Below are 21269 nucleotides of genomic sequence, written 5' to 3'. Positions count from 1 at the left end.
ATCAGAATCCCCCGGACCGGCGGCGGTGCCACATGATCGGGTCGGGGTCGCCGACATCGGTGATGATCCCCGTCTGTGCCAGCATCCAGCGGGCGATCTGCCTGCGATGAGCGGAGAAGGTCAGTACGTGTGCCCAGATCTGCGACAGTACGAACGATTCAGGTGGATCGCAGATCGCATCGACGATGCGGTCGGACCACGCTCCGCGACGGTCGATGTCGCGGGTGAGGGCCAGCCATCGGGGAGCGATGTTGCCGTGTAACTCGATCAAGTCTGCGATGTCGCCGGTCACGTCGAGATCGGGCTCGTCGTCGCCGGCGATACTCGCCAACCACGGCACCTTGTCGAGCACCAGATGCCTGTACACCTGCTCCAGTGTCTCCTCGGGGCCGTTCCATGCGAGCGGGCTGTGCCCGGCCATGCGGACGGCGCGGAGCTCCTCGGCGCCGATCCCCTTGGCCGCCTCCAACAAGGCGGACACGTCCTCGAGGTCGTGGCGCACCATGAGCGACACGATGTCTCCGGTGGACTCCTCCGAACTCTCGGCAGCTGGGACGGAGTCGACGTAAAGGACTGTCGGAGAGTGGAAGTGGATTCCGTTCGGGGCCGGTAACCAATGTCCGCGCTCCGATCGCGTCCCCAGGTGGCTCGGCGGGTGTCCGAACGCCCGGGCGAAGGCGCGGGCGAATCCCTCCACCGATTCGTAGCCGGATTCGAAAGCGGTGTCGGTCACCGACTCCCCGCGTTGGAGCATCCAGGCCGCCCGCTCGAGGAGGACGCGCCGCCGAAGGGCGACCGGCGCTTCCCCGAGATGCCGGGAGAACTGCCGGCTGAAGTGGAACGGCGATGCGTGCGCACCCGACGCCATGTCGTCGAGGGTGTGGTGGTCATCGTCGAGTACGGCATCGAGGAGTTCTCGGATCCGGTCACGTCCGGGGTCGGCCATGTCTCGAGTATCCGCCGGTCGGCCTGCCGCGCGCCCGACCGTTCTTGCGCTGTCTCGTCGGAGTGTGGCGAGGCGCGGTCGTGTGGGTCAGGTGTACAGATTCCGAAAAATGTCTACCCGGTCGTTGACACCGATCGATGGCCGTGTCTCTAATGATTTCGTGACCTACGACACAATCATTCGCAACGGTCTGTGGTTCGACGGCAGCGGTACACCCCCGGCGGTTCGCACGATCGGCATCCGTGACGGAGAGGTCGCCGTCGTCTCGGCCGAACCTCTGGAGGAGACCGGATGTCCGGACGTCGTCGAGGCGGACGGACAGTGGGTGATGCCCGGCATGGTCGACATACACACCCACTACGACGTCGAGGTGCTGGCGCAGCCGGAACTCGCGGAGTCCCTGCGGCACGGCATCACCACGGTGCTGGTCGGCTCGTGCTCGCTGTCCACCATCCACGTCGACGGGCGCGATGCCGGCGACCTGTTCGGCCGCGTCGAGGCGATCCCGCGGCGCCACGTGATCGACACCGTCGATCAGCACAAGACCTGGTCGTCGGCGCGCGACTACGTCGACGCCCTGGAGAACCGCGCACTAGGTCCCAACGTCGCGGCGTTCATCGGCCACTCCGACATGCGCACCGCTGCCATGGGACTCGAACGCGCCACGCGGAAGGACGTGCGGCCCACGGCTTCTGAACAGGCGCAGATGGAACGGTGGCTCGGCCTGGCGCTGCAGGCGGGATTCGTGGGCATGTCCTCGCAGCAGCTGCTGTTCGACAAGCTCGACGGTGACACGTGCCGCTCGCGGACACTGCCGTCCACCTACGCGAGGCCTCGGGAGCTGCGACGTCTGAAGTCGCTGCTGCGCCGATCAGGTCGGATCCTGCAGGCGGGACCCGACATCACCAACCCACTCAACGTCGGATCACAGGTCTTCACGTCGCTCGGTATCGGTCGACCGCACCTCAAGACCAGCCTGCTGTCGGCGGCCGACATCAAAGCGAATCCGTATGCGATCCGGCTGATGGGACCACTCGCCGGTCTGGTCAACCGGTTCGGCGGGGACTTCCGGTGGCAGCATCTGCCCGTGCCGTTCGAGGTCTACGCCGACGGCATCGACCTCGTGATCTTCGAGGAGTTCGGTTCCGGTGCCGCCGCCCTGCATCTGAAGGAGCAGCTCGACCGGGACGAGCTCCTCCGCGACGTCGGGTACCGCCGACGCTTCCGCAAGGACTACGAGTCGAAGTTCGGTGTGCGCGTGTGGCACCGGGACTTCTTCGATGCCGAGATCGTCGAATGTCCCGACGCATCGGTGATCGGTCGGTCATTCGGGCAGGTCGGGATCGACCGCGGCGGACTGCATCCGGTGGATGCGTTCCTGGACCTCGTGCTCGAACACGGCACATCCCTGCGGTGGCGGACGACGATCTCGAATCACCGCCCGGAGGTCCTCAAACAGATGGCGATCGAGCCCGGCATCCAATTCGGCTTCTCCGACGCCGGTGCCCATCTGCGCAACATGGCCTTCTACAACTTCGGTCTGCGCCTGCTACGGCACGTGTACTCCGCCGAGCAGGCGGGCGAACCCTTCATGGACGTTGCGACGGCCGTGCACCGACTTACCGGTGAACTGGCGGACTGGTACGGGATCGACGCCGGACACCTGCGTCCGGGGGACCGGGCCGACCTGATGATCGTGGATCCCGCGCGGCTCGACGGGTCGCTCGAGGAGTACGCCGAAGCGCCGGTACCCGCTTACGGTGGGATGTCCCGCATGGTCAATCGCAACGACGACACCGTGACCGCGGTGTACGTGTCCGGCCGCAAGGTCGTCGATCAGGGCACACCCACCGACATCGTCGGCTCGTCCCGCACCGGGCAGTTCCTGAGGGCGGGCCGGCGGGGTGCGCCGGTCGCCGGCGACGGTGCCCGTCCCCTCACCGCCACCACGCTCGCCGACGCCCGGTGACCGACACGGCAGCCACGGTCCGTGGTCTCTGGGCGGCCTTGTCGCGGCGCGACTGGGATGCGGTGGCCCCGTTTCTCGCCGACGACTGCATCTACCTCGACGTGCCGTACGGGCCGACCCTGGCCGCGAGGGGACCGGCAGACATCATCGCCCGCATCAAGATCGGCTTCGAACCGCTCTCGGACTACCGCAATCACGACGGTCTGCTCGTCGTCGACGGCGACGACGCGATCTATGAGCATTCGGAGAGGTGGGAGTGGCCGACCGGCGAGGTGGCGGAGCTGCCCTTCGTGACCGTGCATCGTGTGCGGGACGGCGCGATCACCTTGTGGAAGGACTACTGGGATTCGGCGACACTCGTCAACAGTGCGCCGGCGTCCTGGATGGCCGATCTCGCAGCGGCCGACACCAGTTGGGTGTTCGACGCCACCGGATACGTGTGACCGTCGCTCCGCAGATCCGGCGCGGGTGCCGATCGCAGTCGGCTCAGTCGCGGGTGAGTCGAGGTAGCAGGGCCTCGGTCTTGGCGTCGGTCCAGTTCGGTGGTTGCAGCATCGCCGCCCAGGCGTAGGGGATCGCGGACAGGTAGTCGTGCCCGTGCCCGTCCGGCACGTTGACCGCGACCGCCATGTCCGCCGACACCTGCAAGAAGGTCACGAACGGTATCCACCGTGTGGAGGACAACACATCCCGGCCGCGGGGTTCGCGCAACCAGTCCGGCTCGTTGAGGATGAGCCGAGGACTCCACCAGGTGATCGGGTCGCTGGCGTGCTGTAGATAGACCACCCGGGAGGACTTCCAGGGGGTGTCCGGATGATCCAGGTCGGTCTCGTCGGCGATGAACCGGACCTGCGATCCGTCGTCATACACCGGCAAGACCTGCGGCGAACCCGGATCACGATTGCGGGTGGTGTCGTCCCACAGCGTGTTGTTGAACGTCGGTCCGCTGAACAGCGCGCCGTCGGTTCGTGCCGCCAGCGCCGGGATGGTGCCGAAAGCCGCCTCGCCGGCGAAGGATCCGAGGCTCTCACCGAAGACGACGAGCTTGGGACGTTCCGCCTCGGGCACCGTCTGCACACGTTCGGACACCGCCTCGAACAGTGCGCGGCCCGCTTGCCGTGCGCGCTCCTTGTCGACCAGGAACGACAGCCAACTCGGTAGGTAGGAGTACTGCATGCTCACGGTCGCGATGTCGCCGTTGTACATGTACTCCAACGAGTCGACGGTCGCCTTGTTGACCCATCCGCTGCCGGTCGTGGAACCGACCACCACGATCGCCCGCTGCAGGCCGCCGGTACGGACCAGCTCGTCGGCCGCGAGTTCTGCGGTCTCCCGGATGGAATCGGCGGATTCGAGCCCCGCGTACACGCGGATCGGCTCGGTGGCCGGAGCGCTGTTGAACTGTGTCAGGGCGCCGACATCCGGCCCGCGGGAGATGAACACCCGACCCTCGCGGCCGAGGGAATCCCATGAGACGAGCGACCCGGGGCCGCCCGATCGCAGCCCGGAGACGGGCGGCGAGGTCTCGGCGCGCGTCTCGTCGTTCGCGGCGGCGAAACTCGAGTTCAGCCACTGCATCGAGTATTTCGCGACGACGCCGTTGAGAACGAAGACGGTCAATGCCACCACCAGGCCCGCACCGATCACCGCGGAGATCCGCGGCGGGGCGACGCGGTTGAGCTGTCGCACCGACCAGCGGACCGCGTAGGCGAAGGCCTGTCCCAGACTCATCAGCAGGACGAACACGATCAGCGCCACCAGGGCGACGAGGGGATAGGCCGGCCAGCCGAGTTGATCGACACCCATCAGCCCACGGATGTCGTTCTGCCACTGCGCGAACCAGAACAACATCGCCGCGGTCCCGATCGCCGCGGCGGCCCCGAGCAGAATCCAGGCCCGACGACCGGCGGGGCGCCAGGGCTCGTCGCGCGAGATCATGAACCGTGCGAGCCAGGTGCCGAACACCCCGAGGCAGTAGCCGACGGCCGCCGATGCGCCGCTGACGACGCCCTGGAAGAACGCTCCTCGGGGCAGGAGTGACGGGGTCAGCGAGAACCACAGGAACACCACCGCGACGACCAGACCCGCATAGGCGTACCGGCGTCGGTGCCGGCGCCACCACCCGGACACACGCCCGTGCTCAGCGTCGTCGCCGTCGTCAGCGGGAGCGGGATCGGCGGCAGTGGTCGAGTTCTCGTCGTCGGTCGTCAACCGGGCGCTCCTCTGTGCGGTGGGCGCAGTAACAATAGCAGCGCCCACCGCCGATCGACGGGGCTGCGCTCACCGCAGCCGATCACCCGTCGTCGGATCGAACAAGTGGACCGCCCGATCCGACTGATGGAGCCGGACGCTGTCACCGAGCTTGGCGGGCGCCCGGTGCGGGGTGCGTGCGACCAGCGTGACCGGATCGCCGTCGAGAGTCTTGATCGACGGATCGTTCACGCGGGCATACAGGTAGCTCTCGGCTCCCAGCTCTTCGAGGAGTTCGACGTCGGCGTCGACACCTGCGTCGCCACCGATGGCGAGGTGTTCGGGCCGGATGCCGACGATGACCGTCGACAACCCGGAGCGTTGCAGCAGCGCCCGTGATTCGTCGTCGAGGTCGACCGTGGACCCGGAGATCGTGATGGCGCCGTCGGTGACCGGGGCGGTGAACAGGTTCATCGCGGGCGAGCCGATGAAACCGGCCACGAACGCGTTGGTGGGCCGGTCGTACAGATCGGCAGGCGTCGAGAACTGTTGCAGGACCCCGTTGCGCAGCACGGCGACGCGGTCTCCCATGGTCATGGCCTCGACCTGGTCGTGGGTGACGTACACGGTGGTGGTGCCGAGTCGGCGTTGCAGGGCGGCGATCTGGGAGCGGGTCTGGACGCGCAGTTTGGCGTCGAGATTCGACAGTGGTTCGTCCATGCAGAACACCTGGGGCTCACGGACGATGGCACGGCCCATCGCCACGCGTTGGCGTTGTCCGCCGGAGAGTTTGGCTGGTTTGCGGTCGAGGTAGTCGGTCAGATCGAGCAGGCGGGCGGCCTCGGCGACCTTCTGCTTGCGCTCGTCGGCGCCGATGCCGCGCATCTTGAGGGCGAATCCCATGTTCTCCCCGACGGTCTTGTTGGGGTAGAGCGCGTAGTTCTGGAACACCATGGCGATGTCGCGGTCCTTGGGGGCCACGCCGACCATGTTCTCTCCGCCGATACGGATGGCGCCGGAGTCGATCTCCTCGAGGCCGGCGAGCATGCGCAGGGCGGTGGACTTGCCCGAACCGGACGGGCCGACGAGGACGATGAACTCGCCGTCGGCGATGTCGAGGTTGAGGCGGTCGACGGCGAGTTTGTCGGCGCCGGGGTAGACGCAGCAGGCGTCGTCGTAGGTGATGGAAGCCATGGTGGTTGCTCCTGATTCGAGGAAGTGATGGGGGAGGGCGGGCCGGCTGCGGCTACTTGATGGCACCAAACGAGAGGCCGCGGACGAGTTTGTTCTGCGCGATCCAGCCGCAGATGACGACCGGCAGTGCTGCCAGGACGGAGGCGGCCGACAGTTGCGCCCAGTACAGGCCCTGCCCGGACATGAAGCCGGTGAGGAACACCGGCATCGTCTGGGCGTTGACGGCGGTCATGTTGACGGCGAAGAAGAACTCGTTCCACGAGAAGATCACGCAGATCAGTGCGGTGGCGGCGATGCCGGGGGAGATCAGCGGCAGGATCACCTCGCGGACCGAGGTCCACAGGCTCGCACCGTCGATGCTGGCCGCCTCCAACAGTTCACCGGGCACCTCGAGGAAGAACGATCGCATCATCCACACCGCGATGGGCAGGTTCATCGCGGTGTAGAGGATGACCAGGGTCCAGATGTTGTCGAGCATCCCGATGCGGCCGACGATGACGTAGAGCGGGATGATTGCGGCGACGATCGGCAACATCTTGGTGCTGATGAAGAAGAACAGCGCGTCCTGGGTCTTGCGGACGGGGCGCAGCGACAGTGCGAAAGCCGCCGGAACACCCAGAGCCAGTACCAGAATGGTGGAGACGATGGTCGCGAACAACGAGTTCAGCAGCGGTGTGGCGATACCCGCGTCGAAGACCTCTTTGAACTGGTCGAGGGTGGGGGTGAAGATGAACGTCGGCGGGTTCGTCGCCGCGTCGCTCTCCTGTTTGAACGCGGTGAGCACCATCCACAGCACCGGGAAGAAGAAGCCCAGTGCCAGGATCCAGGTGAAGGCGGTCAGCAGCGACGCGCGCGGGTTGCGCCGTCGGGTGATCTCCACCCCGTCGATGGTCGTCGACGACGACGCGCGGGTGGGACTGGTGGTGGTCATCAGGCCGCCTCCTCGTTTCCGGTGAAGCTCTTGAAGATCAGGCGCAGGGCCAGTGAAGCGACGACGATCGTGCCGATCACGGTGACCACGCCCATGGCTGCGGCCTGTCCGATGTCGAATCCCAGGAAGGCGCGCTGATAGATGTAGAACGGCAGGTTCGCCGAGGACACCCCGGGACCGCCCGAGGTCATCATGTAGACCGCGTCGAACGTGTTGACCAGGTAGATCGCACCCAGCACCGCACCGAGCTCGATGAACCGGCGAAGATGCGGCAGGGTCAGTTCGCGAAACAACCGGAAACTCGTCGCCCCGTCCACGCGGGCGGCCTCCTGGATGTCCTGCGGCATCGACTGCAGCCCGGCCAGGATGAGCAGCATCATGAACGGCGTCCACTGCCACACCAGTTCCGCGATCACGCTCATCAGCGGGTACTGGCTGAGCCAGTCGGTGTGGACGCCGAAGGGACTGAGCAGCCAGTTCACCAGGCCGTTGGTCGGCGAGAGCAGGCTCGTCTTCCACAGCAGCGCCGCGGCGACCGGGGTCACGAGGAACGGGGTGATCAACAACGTGCGAACGATCCCGCGCCCCAGGAACTTACGGTCGAGCAGCAGCGCGAAGACCAGACCGAGGAGGACCGACGCGATGACCGTGCCGACGATCAGCAGGATCGTGTTGAGCGTCACCCGCCAGAACTGGGCATCGGTGAACACCGCGACATAGTTGTCGATCCCGACGAACGCTCGCGAACCCGGACGGACCAGGTTCCATGACTGGGTCGAATAGAACAGGGTGAACAGGAACGGGATCTGTGTCACCACGATCATGAAGATCAGGGCGGGCAGAAGCGGTCCGCGGCGGCGCCAACCCTCGGCCCGCGAGATGTGATCTCGTTGTGAGCTCAACGGTGCGTCGGATCGCGGTTGTGGATCGGCCCCTGGTTGGGCGAGTGCGGTGGCCACGTCTCACCTCTCCTTCTGATAGGTCTTGCCGACCTGCTCGGCATACTTCTGTGACTGTGCCAGCGCGTCCTCGACGCTGATCTGACCGGCAATCGCGGCCGAGATCTGCTGACTGACACGGGTTCCCAGATCCTGGAACTCCGGGATCGCGAGGAACTGGATGCCCGTGTAGGGCACCGGCTGCAGCGTCGGCTTCAACTGGTTCGCGGTGGTCATCGCGGACAGTGTCGCGTCGGCGAACGGCTTGGAGATCGCCTGGTAGGCCGGCAGCTGATAGGTGGACATCCGGCTGCCGGGCGGGATATGCGTGGCGCCCAACGTGTCCGACACGTGCTTGATGTAGTCACGATTGGTCATCCAGTCGATGAACTTCCAGGCGTCGTCGCGCTTCGTGCTGCTGGTGGGGATGCCCAGCGACCAGGTGTAGAGCCACCCGTTGTCGGACTTGGCCATACTCGGTGCGGGAAGATAGCCGACATCGCCCGCGATGGTGGACGTATCCGGGCTCTCGAGCACCGACACCGCCGACGTCGCGTCGTACCACATGGCGGTCTGGCCCTGCGACAACAGGTTTCCGCATTCCTGGAAGCCGGACGAGGCGGCACCGGGTTCGCCGTACTTGCGGACCGTGTCGACATAGAACTTCACCGCCGCTTCGACCTCGGGACTGGTCAGTTGCGCGTTCCAGTCCTCGTCGTACCAGCGCCCACCGAACGCATTGATGACGGTGTCCAGCGGCGCCAGCAACTCGCCCCAGCCCGGCTTGCCACGCAGACAGATGCCGGAGACGTCACCGCGGGTCAGGGCGGCCGCGGCGTCACGCACCTGCGGCCAGGTCGGGTTCGCCGGCAGGGAGACCCCCGCGTCGGCGAACATCTTCTTGTTGTACATCAGGAACGAGGACTCGCCGTAGAACGGCGCCGAGTACATCGAACCCTGGTAGGAGAGTGCGCTCTTGAGCGTGGGGATGAAGTCGTCGGAGTCGTACGTGGGATCGGCGTCCATGTATGGGCTGAGGTTGACCAGCCAGCCGTTCTCCGCCCACATCGGCGTCTCGTAGTTGCTGATCATCACCACGTCGAACTCGCCGCCGCCGGTGGAGACCGACGCGGTGATCTTGGCGCGTGCCTCGTTCTCCGACAGCGTGACGAACTTGAGTTTGATACCCGGGTTCTGCTGCTCGAACTGACTCGACAGTTGCACGGCGTCCTGCATCTGTGAGTTCGACACCATCGCCACGGTCACGGAATCGCCGCCCCCGTCCGTGAACGAGCCGGCGCCGGAACACCCCGTGGCGACGAGTGCGAATGCGGCGGCCATCGACACGGCGTAGGTACGGGCCCGGCGGGAGGCCCGTCCGATCCGCCGTGTGACCTTGGGTCCGTCGGCCATCAGTGTTCACCTTTCTGTTCAGCGACAAGCCATTCGGCGGTGGGGAGGTCGGTGACGAGGATCGTCGCGTATCCGCCGCGAAGGGCGCCCAGGATGGAGTCGCGGCGGTGTTCTCCGCCGGACACGAGGATGGACGTCGGGCAGGCGCGCACCGAGTCCAGCGGTACGGACACCGTCCGGTCCACCAGGGTGGAGTCCACGGCGACGCCGTGGGCGTCATAGAAGCGGCCGCCGATCTCGCCGACCGCGGCGAGTGCGTCGAGCTCGTCGAGCACGATCGCGTCGATGAAGGCGCCCTCGAACAGCGTTGTCGACGTCGACACCGAACCGACGCCGAAGAGCATCACGTTGGCCGAGCGCGCCGCCGACAACGACTGCGAGAGAATCGAATCGCGTTGCAGGGCGGCGACGGTCTCGGAATCCGCGTAGAGCGGGGCGACCAGTCGCATCGGCTGCGCGTGCAGTCTGTCGGAGAGTCGTGCGAGGGCGTGGTCGACACCGGTGTGGTATTCGACGGAGGTCATCGAGCCGTCCATCTGGACCACCTGCCGGCACGACGAGTTGGCCGACATCGCGTCGGCGACGGCGACCTGCTCGGGTCCCCAGGTGAAACCGAGCACGTCGGTCGGCTGGATGCGACGGGTCAGGACCGAGGCGCCTGCACGGCCGAGTGCGGCGTTACCGGAGGCGGTGCCGTCGGCGATCTCGTCGATCACGAGCACCTCGTCGAGGCCGAAGACCTCCTCGACCTGACGCTCGACCTCGGTGTGGATCGACCGGCCGAGATGGGCGGGTGCGGTGACGGTCACCTGAACGAGTCCCTGTGCGCGGGCCCGGGCGACGAGCCGACCCGCGGTGGGACGGGAGACACCCAGACGGGAGGCGATTTCCGCCTGGGTCAGACCTTCCAAGTGGTACATCGTCGCCGCGCGGACGAGCAGTCGCAGGTCGTGACCGCTGTCCGGGGTCGTCTTGGTGGGAGAGGTCATCCATCCGCCTCGCAGTCAGTGTGAGCATTTGCTCACTGGCCGGAATATTGCTCAATACGCTAACATCGGAAATGTGATGCACGCAACAGTCGATTCCCGGAGTGACCCGACGATCACCACCATGCGGGCGAGCGTTCTGTACCCCGACGGCCGTCTGACGGTCGAGGACCGGCCGGTTCCGGTAGCCGGGCCGGGCGAGGTGCTCATCCATGTGAGTGCCGTGGGTGTCTGCGGGTCGGACGCGCACTATCTGCGTCACGGACGCATAGGCGACCACGTCGTGACGGGACCACTGACACTCGGGCACGAAGCGGCCGGCACCGTGGTCGCCGTCGGTGCCGGGGTGCCGCCCGAGCGGGTCGGCCAACGCGTCTCCATCGAGCCCCAGCAGCCCGATCCCTCGAGCGAGGAATCCCTTCGCGGGGACTACAACCTCTGCCCGCACATGCGGTTCTTCGCGACACCACCGGTCGACGGTGCCCTGTGCGAGTTCGTCACCATCGGTGCCGGTTTCGCCCATCCGGTGCCCGATGAGGTCAGCGACGACGCCGCCGCGCTGTGCGAACCACTGTCGGTCGGCATCGCCGCAGTGCGCAAGGCCGGCCTGGGTATGGGCGACTCGGTGCTCATCTCCGGTGCCGGCCCGATCGGCCTGATGTGTGCGCAGGTGGCGCGCGCCGCCGGCGTGACCCGCATCGTCGTCAGTGAGCCGGACGAACGTCGCCGAGACGTGGCGGCACGTTTCGGCGCCACCCGGGTCGTCGCGCCGGGGGCGGCCGTCGAGCGGGTCGATGCGTTCATCGACGCGAGCGGCGTCGAGGCCGCGGTCGTCGCGGGCATCGGAGCCGTGCGGCCGGCGGGTCGCGTCGTCCTGGTCGGGATGGGTGCGGACACCATGAGCTTGCCCGTCACCGTCATCCAGAATCGCGAGATCGTCCTGACCGGCGTGTTCCGCTACGCGAACACCTGGCCGACCGCGCTGTCCCTCATCACGTCGGGACGAGTCGACCTCGACGGAATGGTCACCGCGCGGTTCGGGCTCGACGACGTACGGGCCGCCCTCGACGCCGATCGAGTGCCGGGCAGCATCAAGGCCGTGGTCCACCCCGGCACAGCTCACGTACCGTCGACGCCGGACGCGACGACGGCCATGTCCGCCACCCCGACCACACGAGGAAGTGCTCTGTGACCGAAACCGTTGAACTACAGCAGAAGTCGCTCTCCGAGATCGACTCCGTCGCGACACCGACCTACGATCGCGAACGTCTGCGGACCGGCATCGTGCATGTCGGCGTCGGCGGATTCCATCGCGCACACCAGGCGATGTACCTCGACCGGCTCCTCGTCGAGGGCGGTCCCGACTCCCTCGACTGGGGGATCTGCGGAGTGGGTGTACGTCCGGCGGACGCCGGCATGCGCGACGCCCTCGGCCCGCAGGACGGGCTGTTCACCCTCACCCTCAAACATCCCGACGGGGCGATCGAGACATCCGTCATCGGTTCCATCGGGGAGTTCCTGTTCGCACCCGATGACCCCGAGCGTGTCATCGAGAAGCTCGCCGATCCCGACACCCGGATCGTGTCGCTGACGGTGACCGAGGGTGGTTACAACTTCTCACCGTCCACGGGCGAATTCGACGCCACCGCACCCGACGTGGTCGCCGACCTGGCCGACGGCGCAGTGCCCGTGACGGTGTTCGGACTCGTGACCGAGGCTCTGCGCCGACGACGCGAGCGCGGTGTCGAGTCGTTCACGGTGATGTCCTGCGACAACATCCAGGGCAACGGGCACATGGCACACTCGGTGTTCCTCGCGTTCGCGCGGCTGAAGAATCCCGGTCTCGCCGACTGGATCAGCGAGCACACGGCCTTTCCCAACTCGATGGTCGATCGCATCACGCCGGCGACGCCGCCCGAACTGCGCGCAGAGGTGGCCGACCGCACCGGTATCGATGACAGGTGGCCGGTCGTCGCCGAGCCGTTCACGCAGTGGGTGCTCGAGGACAGCTTCTCGATGGGCCGTCCACGACTCGAGGATGTCGGTGTGCAGGTCGTCGACGACGTCACCCCCTACGAACTGATGAAGCTCCGACTGCTCAACGCCGGCCATCAGGCGCTCTGCTACTTCGGATATCTGATGGGTTATCGCTTCGTCCACGAAGCCACCGCAGACCCACTGATCGCGACACTGCTGCGGCGCTACATGGCGTCCGAGGGCAGGCCGACGCTCGCCCCCGTGCCCGGCGTCGACCTCGACGAGTACACCGAGACCCTCATCGAACGCTTCGGCAATCCGGCGATCGCCGACACGATCGCGCGCCTGTGTCAGGACTCCTCGGACCGCATCCCCAAATGGTTGATCCCCGTCATTCGCGAACGGCTCGCCGCCGGTGGCGACGTGACGCTGGCTGCCGCGGTCGTCGCGAGTTGGACCCGCTACGCCGAGGGGGTCGACGAGAACGGGGACGCGATCTCCGTCGTCGACCCGCTCGCCGACCGACTCGTACCGCTGGCGCGGCGATCACGCACGGACACGCTGGCTTTCGTCTCCGACCGCAGCCTGTTCGGCGACCTCGCCGACGACGATCGATTCACCGGTCCCTACCTGGCCGCGCTCGGCACGCTGCGTCGGGACGGCGCGCGGGCGACCCTGGAGGGATTGCTCGGATGACTCTGGTCGCCGGGGTCGACTCCTCGACCCAGTCCTGCAAGATCGTCGTGTGCGACGCTGACTCCGGCGCGGTCGTCCGTTCCGCCAGGGCGCCGCATCCGCCCGGCACCGAGGTCGACCCCCGGCACTGGTGGACGGCCCTGACCTCCGCGATCGCCGACGTTGGAGGGCTCGAGGACGTCGCCGCGATTTCGGTCGGCGGACAGCAACACGGGATGATCTGTCTCGACGGCGACGGAGTCGTGGTCCGGAATGCGTTGCTGTGGAACGACACCCGCTCGGCCGCGAGCGCCTCGGCGCTCGTCGACGAACTCGGCGGGCCGGACGGTTGGGCGTCGGCAGTGGGGGTGGTGCCGGTCGCGTCGATCACCGCGTCGAAGTTGCGGTGGATGGCGGACAACGAACCCGAACTCGCCGACGCGACCGCCGCCGTGTGTCTTCCGCACGACTGGTTGACGTGGCAGCTGAGGGGCGCACCGGGGATCGATGCGCTCGTCACCGATCGCAGCGATGCCTCCGGGACCGGATACTTCGCCGCGGCCGACGGCTCCTACCGAACCGATCTGCTCGAGTTGGCATTCGGTGGCCGGCGTCCGCTCGTGCCCCACGTGCTCGGCCCCGCCGATCGTGCCGGGCGAACCGATTCGGGGACGGTCATCGGCGCGGGCGCCGGCGACAACGCGTCGGCCGCGTTGGGCCTGGCCGCCGGAGCCCGCGATTGCATCGTCTCCCTGGGCACCTCAGGTGTCGTCAGCGTCGTCACCGACGTGCCGGCGCACGACGCCTCCGGTCTGGTGGCCGGATTCGCGGACGCGACCGGTCGCCAGCTGCCGCTGGTGTGCACCCTGAACGGGGCGCCCGTACTGGCGTCGACGGCGGACATGCTCGGCGTCGATCTCGATGAGTTCGGGCGCCTCGCTCTCTCGGCGCCGCCGGGGGCCGGGGGACTGGTCATGGTGCCCTATTTCGCCGGTGAACGATCACCCAACCTCCCGGACGCCACCGGCTCCGTCGTGGGCATCACCGCCGACAACTGGACGCCGGCGAATGTGGCCCGCGCCGCGGTCGAGGGATTGCTCTGTTCGCTCGTCTATTGCATGGATCTGATCCGTGATCAGGGCATCGATGTGGATCGGATCATGGTGACGGGCGGGGGGAGTCGGTCCGAGGCCGTGTTGACCCTCGCCCCCCGCCTGTTCGGCCGTACCGTCACCGTGCCCGAGCCGGGCGAGTACGTCGCCCTCGGCGCCGCGCGCCAGGCTGCGTGGGCACTCACCGGCGACCTACCCGACTGGGGCGTCGCGGCGACGTCGCGCGACGCCGGAGCCGACGACCGCGATGTCTACGAGCGATACCGGAGCGTTTCCGACTCCGTGGCCGATCGGGCTCCTGCGATGACGCCCGTGCGGTCCTGAGGTCTCGGCATCGCAGGCGAGAACATCACCGCGTGGACACCGCCGCGTTCCCGGCTGTGACCAGCGGGAGGTCGAGCGCGGTACGGATTCCGGAGGGTCCGTCGACGACTGCCGGGATCGCGTTCACGATGCGGCCCGCACCCGCGACGATCGCCGCGTGGTTGTGGTCGCCGTGTTCGCTCGTCGGACTGATGTCGATGCGGTAGGACGGCTCGCCGACGATCTCCACCCGATAGCAACCGCCGGCCTGCGCGGGCTGGGCCCACGGTGTGCCGAGGTCCTCACGAAGACGGGTGACGTGCTCGATCACGATGACATCGCGGCCGCCGACCCTGCCGATGATCTCGAAACGCACTGCGGCACGGGTGCCTTCGGCGACGGTCCCGGCTGCGATGTCGAACGTCTCGGGGGCCGGCTCATCCTCCCAGTGTTCGACGATCTCGTCGACGGTGACGCCCAGACCCGCGGCGAGCAGACGGATGGTCGTCCCCCACGCCATGCCGAGGACGCCGGGGAGGAAGAGCATCGGCGTCTCGTCCATCGGCTTGCCGAATCCCATGACGTCGAACATCACGGCGGCGCCGTCGTAGGTCGCGTAGTCTGCGATCTCCATGCATCGGATCTGATCGATGTGCTGACAGGTCGACGCGAACGCGAGCGGGACGAGATCGTTCGCGAATCCCGGATCGACGCCGGTGACGAAGACGCTCGAGTCGCCCTCCCGCGCAGCGGCATCCACCTTCGCGACGGCCTTGGGGGGCATGACGCCCCAGGGATATTGCAGCGACACCGGAGCCGAACCGACCACGTCGATGCCCGCCGACAGCAGGCGGACGCAGTCGTCGAGGGCCTCCACCGGTCGGGTGTCGCCCATGGCGCAGTAGACCGCGCAGTCGGGATCGGTCTCGATGATCGCCGAGAGGTCATCGGTGGCGAGGATGCCGGTCGGCTCGTGCTCGATGCCGGCGAGTTCGGCGGCATCGCGGCCGACCTTCTCCGGTGCCGACACGCATACGGCGACGAGGTCGAACCGGGGATCGGCGATCAGTTGGCGCAATGCCAGTCGGCCGACGTTCCCGGTCCCGATGTGTGCCACGCGGATGGCCATCCGTCTCTCCTTGTGCTGGTCAGGTGAACAATTGTCCGGACTACTGTCCATATCAGTAGAGCACGGCCCGGGCCGACTCGGTAGAACTTGTTCTCATTTGGCTGTTGAGCAGGTAGTCTTCCTCGCCATGGGACGAGTAGACGACAAGGTCGCGGTGATCAGTGGTGGTTCGCGGGGCATGGGCGCATCTCATGCACGGATGCTCGTGGCCGAGGGTGCGAAGGTCGTGATCGGCGACATCCTCGACGACGAGGGCAAGGCGCTCGCGGAGGAGTTGGGCGTAGCGGCCCGGTACGTCCATCTCGACGTCACGTCGCCGGATGACTGGGCGGCAGCAGTCGCGACCGCGGTGGACGATTTCGGTCGGCTCAACGTGTTGGTGAACAACGCGGGAATCGTGAACGGAAGCACCCTGCAGAAGTTCCGACTGGACAAGTGGCAGCAGATCCTCGACGTCAACCTCACCGGCACGTTCCTCGGCATGCAGGCCGCCGTGGATCCGATGATCGCCGCCGGCGGAGGCTCGATCATCAACGTCTCGTCGGTGGAGGGACTGCGCGGGAGTCCGTGGGCGCACGGCTATGTCGCGTCGAAGTGGGGTGTGCGCGGCCTGGCGAAATCGGCCGCGCTGGAACTCGCCCCGCACAACATTCGGGTGAACTCCATCCATCCCGGCATGATCCGTACCCCGATGACCGAGGGGCTCCCGGAGGACATCGTCAAGACGCCGCTGGGCCGGCCGGCCGAATCCGAAGAGGTGTCGACGTTCATCGTGTTCCTCGCCAGCGACGAATCCTCCTATGCCACCGGAACCGAGTTCGTCATGGACGGCGGACTGACCGCCGACGTCCCGCACAACTGACCACGAGTGCCGACGAGGCGATCATCGGGTGATCCTCGGGATGAGGGCCACGAGAGTAACCATCCCGAGGACTTCGATCAGCGTCTGGGCGACCACCGCCGAGCCGGCGATCGCAGCCATCTCGCCGGGCAGCGACAGCGCCAGCGGAAGGACCACCAGGGAGTTGCGGGTCACGCCGGAGAAGGTGACGGCGCGACGTCCGGTCAGTCCCACTCCGAACGGTCGTGAGACCAGCAGTCCGAGCACGGTCATGACGATCAGGAAGAGAAGGTAGACGCCGATCACCGACGCCACCGAACGTCCGTGATCGTCGAGTGCAGGGATCTGGGAGCCGACCACCACGACCAGGACCAGCGCCATCAGCGGCACCATCGCGCTGCCCGCTGCGCTGCTCACGCGGTGGACAAGGGCCGATCGACTCGCCCCGGCCTGTGTCATCCACGCCAGCGCGAGCGGGATCACGATGAGCACCACGAACGCGGTGACAAAGGGCGCGACGTCGACCACCGCGGCGAGTTCACCGCCGAGGAAGATCGTGAGAAACACCGGCAGCAACGCCATCTGGAGCAGGAGCAGCAGTGGCGTCGCGGCGAGCAGTCGATGGCTGTCGCCGCCCGCCAGTCCACTGAACACGATCACGTAATCCACGCACGGGCACAGCAGGACCAGGAGTACCCCGACTCGCAGAGCAGCCTCGTCCGGCACCAGCGGAAGCAGGCAGGCCACGACCAGCGGCACCGCCACGAAGTTCACCGCGAGCAGCGCGGCGATGAACCTGACGTCGCGCAGGGCCGCCCCGAGTCGTGCCACGGGGACCTGGAGGAACGTCACGAACAGCAAGGCCGCGATCGACGGATTGATGGCGTGCTCGAGCACCGGGCCGCTCGCGGGCATGACCATGCCGAACGCTGCGCCCGCAGCAATCGCGGCCAGATAGATGGCGACCTGATGTCGTTCCAGGTTCGCGGTCATCTCGTCGATGGTCATCGGCACGCGCGTCATTCTGCACCAATCGATCTCCGGCATCGTCGACTCGGACCTGTGTGGCGACGCGGGAAATAAATTCATCGCTTGTTGACCTCGGACATGTCACGTGCCTAGCATTTGACATGCGCGCCATGATTCTCAAAGAATTTCGCGAACTCCGGCGGGACCCCCGCACACTGGCCATGTTGATCGTCCTGCCGCTGCTGCTGCTGGTGATCTTCGGCTATGCCGCCAACTTCTATGTCTCGTCGGTGAAGACCGCCGTCGTCGGTCCGACCACCCAGCAGATCAGTCAGGCTCTGCCGTCGTACTTCGACGTCACCGAGTCCCATCCGGGCGACACCGCAACCCAGGCCCGGGACATGTTGCGGGAGAACAAGGTCGACGTCGCCATCGTGACCGGGCCGCCCGGGCAGAAGCCGATCGCCTACGTGGACGGGTCGAACCTGTTCGCTGCACAGTCGACGGTCGGCATCCTGAACAAGATGGGTGGACAGGTCGAGACCGAGGTGTTGTTCAACCCTGATCTGAAGACGTCGTGGGTGATGGTGCCCGCGATCATCGGGCTGATCCTGACCTTCATCGGCACCATCATCACGAGTATCGGCCTGGTTCGTGAACGAGAAGCGGGCACTCTGGAACAACTCGCCGTGATGCCGATCCGGCCGAGCCAGGTGATCCTCGGCAAGATCGTGCCCTACTTCCTCCTGGCAGCCGTCGACATGATCGTCGTCACGGTCCTCGGGATGCTCCTGTTCGGGGTGCCGTTCAACGGAAACGTGCTGATCTTTGCGCTCGGGGCCGCCATCTTCCTGTTCGTCGTGCTCGGTCTCGGAGTGCTGATCTCGACGATCTCGCAGACGACCGGCCAGGCGATCCAGACCGCATTCATGTTTCTGCTCCCGCAGATCTTGTTGTCCGGCATGATCTTTCCGCTGGACGCGATGGCAGCGGGAGTTCGATGGATCGGTTATCTGCTCCCGCTGACCTACTTCACCATGATCTCGCAGGGCGTCATGCTGCGCGACGCACCGATCTCGTCGCTGTGGTTGCCGTTGCTGATCCTGACGGTGATGGCCGTGGTCGTGTTCACCGGCGCGACTCTGCGATTCCGTCGCGACCTGGCACCCGACGTGTCGAAGCAGAGGACTCCGACCCCGTCGTCGGAATCGACGGGCGCGGACGTCGCATGATCGCGGGAGCGCACTCGGTCACGGTGCGGTTCGGTGAGCGGACCGCACTCGACGACGTCAGCGTCGATGTGCCGTCCGGCCACGTGGTCGCGTTGGTCGGCGGTGACGGCGCCGGCAAATCCACTCTGCTGCGAACCTTCGTGGGTGCGGTCATCCCGGACAGTGGCACGGTCCGGGCGCCGGACAAACACGAGATCGGTTTCCTGTCGGCGGGTCCGGGGAGCTGGGGAGCGTTGACCGTACGTCAGAACCTGGACTTCGTGGGCGGCATCTATGGCCTGACGGGTGCCGAGCTCGAGAATCGACGCGAAGAGCTCATCGATGGAGCCGGGCTACGCGTGGCAGCCGATCGACTCGCCTCGGCGCTGTCGGGCGGGATGCGCCGGAAGCTCGGTGCGGCCATGGCGATGATCCACCGTCCGCCCCTGCTGATCCTCGACGAGCCCAGTACCGGGGTCGACCCGGTCAGCCGCATCGATCTGTGGCGCATGATCTCGGAAGCGGCCGCCGACGGCGCCGCCGTGCTCATGTCGACCACATACCTGGACGAGGCCGAGCGCGCTGCGGATCTCGTCGTCCTCGACGGCGGCCGAATCCTGACCCAGGGCTCCTACGACGAGGTGCGGGCGGGGTTCACCGGCGTGATCACCGCTGCCGTCGCGCCCACGCGCCCGGAGTGGTCCTGGCGCCGCGGTCGTCGACGGCACGAGTACTGGCCGGACGGTCACCCCGATGTGGACGCACCCGCTGTCACACCGGACCTCGAGGACATCGTGATCGCGCTGTCGATGACGCGTAAGCAGACGACCCGCAGGCAGGAGGCCGGCGCATGACCTCCGATGTGGTTCTCGGGGCACGTGAGGTCACCCGCCGCTTCGGTGACTTCACCGCCGTCGACTCGGTGTCGATGACCGTCGGGCCCGGTGAGGTGGTCGGGCTGCTCGGCGCCAACGGTGCCGGAAAGACCACGTTGATCCGCATGTTGCTCGGACTGCTGGCCGCGACGGAAGGATCGGTCGAGCTCCTCGGCGGGCCACCGGACCAGACCCGCAGGGCCCGTATGGGATATGTGCCACAGAACCTCGGACTGTATCGGGATCTCACCGTGGGCGAGAACCTGTCGTTCAGCGCCGGCGCCTACGGTGTACCCGTGCCCGACATCCCGGCGGACCTCCGTGATGTGCGCGGCACGCTCGTCGGGGATCTCGCGCTCGGCGCCCAGCGGCAGGTGGCGTTTCTCGTCGCCCTCGCCCACGCCCCCGAGGTACTCGTCCTCGACGAACCGACCTCCGGTGTCGATGCATTGTCGCGTGCCGAACTCTGGGACACGATCCGCCACCAGGCCGACGACGGGGTCGGTGTCCTGGTCACGACCCACTACATGGAGGAGGCGCAGCAGTGTGATCGACTGCTGCTCATGGCAAACGGACAGCTGGTCGGCTCCGGCAGCGAGGACGACATCATCGGCGACACCCGGGCGGTCGCGGTCCGGACGTCGGACTGGTCCCAGGCGTTCGCGGCACTGAACGACGCCGGTGTCCCCGTCATCCTTGCCGGGCGGGCGATCCGGGTCCCGGACACCGATCCCGCGGACATCGACGCCGTCCTCGATGCTGCGGGGATCGCCGCCGACATCACGCCTGTCCGGGCCACCATCGAGGAACGCATGCTGGTCCTGGCCCGGGAACACGCGGCACGATCGTAGGGCACGGCGAGGTGACACCGCAGCAGCGGAGCGGACGGGGGCGAGGACGCCCGAGGGCGGCGGCCACCGGGTCCGACAATCGCGAGTCCATCCTCACTGCTGCCCGGGAGTTGTTCTCCGACCGTGGTTTCGACCGATCCACGATGCGCGAGATCGGAAGGCGGGCCGGCGTCGACCCCGCCCTGATCCACCACTACTTCGGCACCAAGGACGCGTTGCTGGTGGCGGCGCTGCGGCCGGAGATCGACGTCGTCGAGATGTTCGCGGGAATCACCGTGGACACCGACAGTCCGGGAACCGAGTTCCTCCGGCGCATCCTCGGATTCTGGGAGTCCAATCCGGAGCAGCGAACCCGTGCGATCGCCCTGCTTCGCGTGGCCGTGACCCACGCCGAGGTGGCCGCCGGCATGCGCGAGTTCTTCCTCGGGATCGTCCGCACCGCACTCGCCGACGTCGTCGCCGACGATCATCGTGATGAACGGATCGGGTTGATGTTCAGTCAGATCGCCGGACTGGGGATGGCGCGCTACGTCCTCGACGTGCCGGTGGTCGCGAAGGCCACCCCGGAGGAGCTCGCACAGCGGGTGGGGCCGAACATCGACCGCTACTTGTCCGGTGACATGACCATCGAATCAGGCGACGACTGACCCGCTCTCGCCGACCGTGTCCAGAATCTCGCCGACCGTGTCCAGGAATTCATCGAGTGGGCACAGCGCCTCGCGACGACGGCCCGGTTGGACCCACTCGGCGAGATCGAGG

The 21269-nt window shown here is 66.9% G+C and carries 19 protein-coding genes; 10 read left to right on the top strand and 9 right to left on the bottom strand.

What is annotated here, in order from left to right; genetic code table 11:
- Position 1: 1 nt before the first annotated feature.
- A complete protein-coding gene (locus EEB19_RS02525; protein WP_187582824.1) occupies positions 2 to 946 on the bottom strand; it encodes a helix-turn-helix domain-containing protein in 945 nt (314 codons plus the stop codon).
- A 109-nt stretch (positions 947 to 1055) separates the two neighbouring features.
- On the opposite strand from EEB19_RS02525, the gene EEB19_RS02520 reads away from it, so the two are divergent.
- Positions 1056 to 2915, top strand: coding sequence for an amidohydrolase family protein (locus tag EEB19_RS02520; RefSeq protein WP_187582822.1), 1860 nt, complete (start codon positions 1056 to 1058; stop codon positions 2913 to 2915).
- A complete protein-coding gene (locus EEB19_RS02515; RefSeq protein WP_187582820.1) occupies positions 2912 to 3358 on the top strand; it encodes a nuclear transport factor 2 family protein in 447 nt (148 codons plus the stop codon). Before EEB19_RS02520 ends, EEB19_RS02515 begins: the two co-directional genes overlap by 4 nt.
- Before the next feature lie 43 nt (positions 3359 to 3401).
- Here the strand turns inward: EEB19_RS02515 and EEB19_RS02510 are convergent, their stop codons facing one another.
- From EEB19_RS02510 to EEB19_RS02485, 6 genes are all read right to left on the bottom strand, one after another.
- A complete protein-coding gene (locus EEB19_RS02510; protein ID WP_187582818.1) occupies positions 3402 to 5126 on the bottom strand; it encodes an alpha/beta-hydrolase family protein in 1725 nt (574 codons plus the stop codon).
- 69 nt (positions 5127 to 5195) lie between these two features.
- On the bottom strand, positions 5196 to 6299 hold the full coding sequence (locus EEB19_RS02505; RefSeq protein ID WP_187582816.1) for an ABC transporter ATP-binding protein: 1104 nt from the start codon (positions 6297 to 6299) through the stop codon (positions 5196 to 5198).
- A gap of 52 nt (positions 6300 to 6351) precedes the next feature.
- Positions 6352 to 7230 (bottom strand): carbohydrate ABC transporter permease, encoded by an 879-nt coding sequence (locus tag EEB19_RS02500; protein ID WP_187582814.1) that lies wholly within the window; start codon positions 7228 to 7230, stop codon positions 6352 to 6354.
- Entirely contained in the window at positions 7230 to 8132 is a 903-nt protein-coding gene (locus EEB19_RS02495; protein ID WP_262365402.1) for a carbohydrate ABC transporter permease, read from the bottom strand. The genes EEB19_RS02500 and EEB19_RS02495 overlap by 1 nt, the downstream gene beginning before the upstream one ends.
- Before the next feature lie 60 nt (positions 8133 to 8192).
- Positions 8193 to 9509 (bottom strand): sugar ABC transporter substrate-binding protein, encoded by a 1317-nt coding sequence (locus tag EEB19_RS02490; protein WP_187583102.1) that lies wholly within the window; start codon positions 9507 to 9509, stop codon positions 8193 to 8195.
- Positions 9510 to 9580: 71 nt separating this feature from the next.
- On the bottom strand, positions 9581 to 10570 hold the full coding sequence (locus tag EEB19_RS02485) for a sugar-binding transcriptional regulator (RefSeq protein ID WP_187582810.1): 990 nt from the start codon (positions 10568 to 10570) through the stop codon (positions 9581 to 9583).
- Positions 10571 to 10646: 76 nt separating this feature from the next.
- Between EEB19_RS02485 and EEB19_RS02480 the strand changes: the two genes are divergently transcribed.
- Genes EEB19_RS02480 through EEB19_RS02470 form a run of 3 tightly spaced genes read left to right on the top strand, consistent with a single transcriptional unit; the run spans position 10647 to position 14655 of the window.
- Positions 10647 to 11759: an NAD(P)-dependent alcohol dehydrogenase gene (locus EEB19_RS02480; RefSeq protein WP_262365401.1), complete on the top strand. Its 1113-nt coding sequence runs from the start codon at positions 10647 to 10649 to the stop codon at positions 11757 to 11759.
- Positions 11756 to 13240: a mannitol dehydrogenase family protein gene (locus EEB19_RS02475; RefSeq protein ID WP_187582808.1), complete on the top strand. Its 1485-nt coding sequence runs from the start codon at positions 11756 to 11758 to the stop codon at positions 13238 to 13240. Before EEB19_RS02480 ends, EEB19_RS02475 begins: the two co-directional genes overlap by 4 nt.
- Positions 13237 to 14655: a xylulokinase gene (locus tag EEB19_RS02470; RefSeq protein WP_187582806.1), complete on the top strand. Its 1419-nt coding sequence runs from the start codon at positions 13237 to 13239 to the stop codon at positions 14653 to 14655. The genes EEB19_RS02475 and EEB19_RS02470 overlap by 4 nt, the downstream gene beginning before the upstream one ends.
- A gap of 25 nt (positions 14656 to 14680) precedes the next feature.
- Here the strand turns inward: EEB19_RS02470 and EEB19_RS02465 are convergent, their stop codons facing one another.
- A complete protein-coding gene (locus EEB19_RS02465) occupies positions 14681 to 15763 on the bottom strand; it encodes a diacylglycerol kinase (RefSeq protein WP_187582804.1) in 1083 nt (360 codons plus the stop codon).
- 127 nt (positions 15764 to 15890) lie between these two features.
- Here EEB19_RS02465 and EEB19_RS02460 point away from each other — a divergent pair, with 127 nt between their 5' ends.
- Positions 15891 to 16625: a glucose 1-dehydrogenase gene (locus EEB19_RS02460; protein ID WP_187582802.1), complete on the top strand. Its 735-nt coding sequence runs from the start codon at positions 15891 to 15893 to the stop codon at positions 16623 to 16625.
- 21 nt (positions 16626 to 16646) lie between these two features.
- On the opposite strand, the gene EEB19_RS02455 is transcribed toward EEB19_RS02460, so the two are convergent.
- Positions 16647 to 17612 carry an arsenic resistance protein gene (locus tag EEB19_RS02455; RefSeq protein ID WP_187583099.1) on the bottom strand — a complete coding sequence of 322 codons (966 nt, stop codon included), beginning with the start codon at positions 17610 to 17612 and terminating at the stop codon, positions 16647 to 16649.
- A 122-nt stretch (positions 17613 to 17734) separates the two neighbouring features.
- On the opposite strand from EEB19_RS02455, the gene EEB19_RS02450 reads away from it, so the two are divergent.
- Genes EEB19_RS02450 through EEB19_RS02435 form a run of 4 tightly spaced genes read left to right on the top strand, consistent with a single transcriptional unit; the run spans position 17735 to position 21157 of the window.
- Complete coding sequence (locus EEB19_RS02450; protein WP_187582800.1) at positions 17735 to 18805, top strand: ABC transporter permease; 1071 nt, start codon at positions 17735 to 17737, stop codon at positions 18803 to 18805.
- Positions 18802 to 19638, top strand: a complete 837-nt coding sequence (locus EEB19_RS02445) for an ABC transporter ATP-binding protein (RefSeq protein ID WP_187582798.1) — start codon at positions 18802 to 18804, stop codon at positions 19636 to 19638. Before EEB19_RS02450 ends, EEB19_RS02445 begins: the two co-directional genes overlap by 4 nt.
- Complete coding sequence (locus EEB19_RS02440; RefSeq protein WP_187582796.1) at positions 19635 to 20510, top strand: ABC transporter ATP-binding protein; 876 nt, start codon at positions 19635 to 19637, stop codon at positions 20508 to 20510. The genes EEB19_RS02445 and EEB19_RS02440 overlap by 4 nt, the downstream gene beginning before the upstream one ends.
- Before the next feature lie 11 nt (positions 20511 to 20521).
- Positions 20522 to 21157: a TetR/AcrR family transcriptional regulator gene (locus EEB19_RS02435; RefSeq protein ID WP_187582795.1), complete on the top strand. Its 636-nt coding sequence runs from the start codon at positions 20522 to 20524 to the stop codon at positions 21155 to 21157.
- Positions 21158 to 21269: the final 112 nt, after the last annotated feature.

Origin of the sequence: Gordonia sp. OPL2 (genome assembly GCF_003797825.1) — a bacterium.
Lineage (GTDB): Bacteria > Actinomycetota > Actinomycetes > Mycobacteriales > Mycobacteriaceae > Gordonia.
Note: the sequence above shows the minus strand (reverse complement) of the source record. Positions and strands in the feature narration are given on the sequence as shown.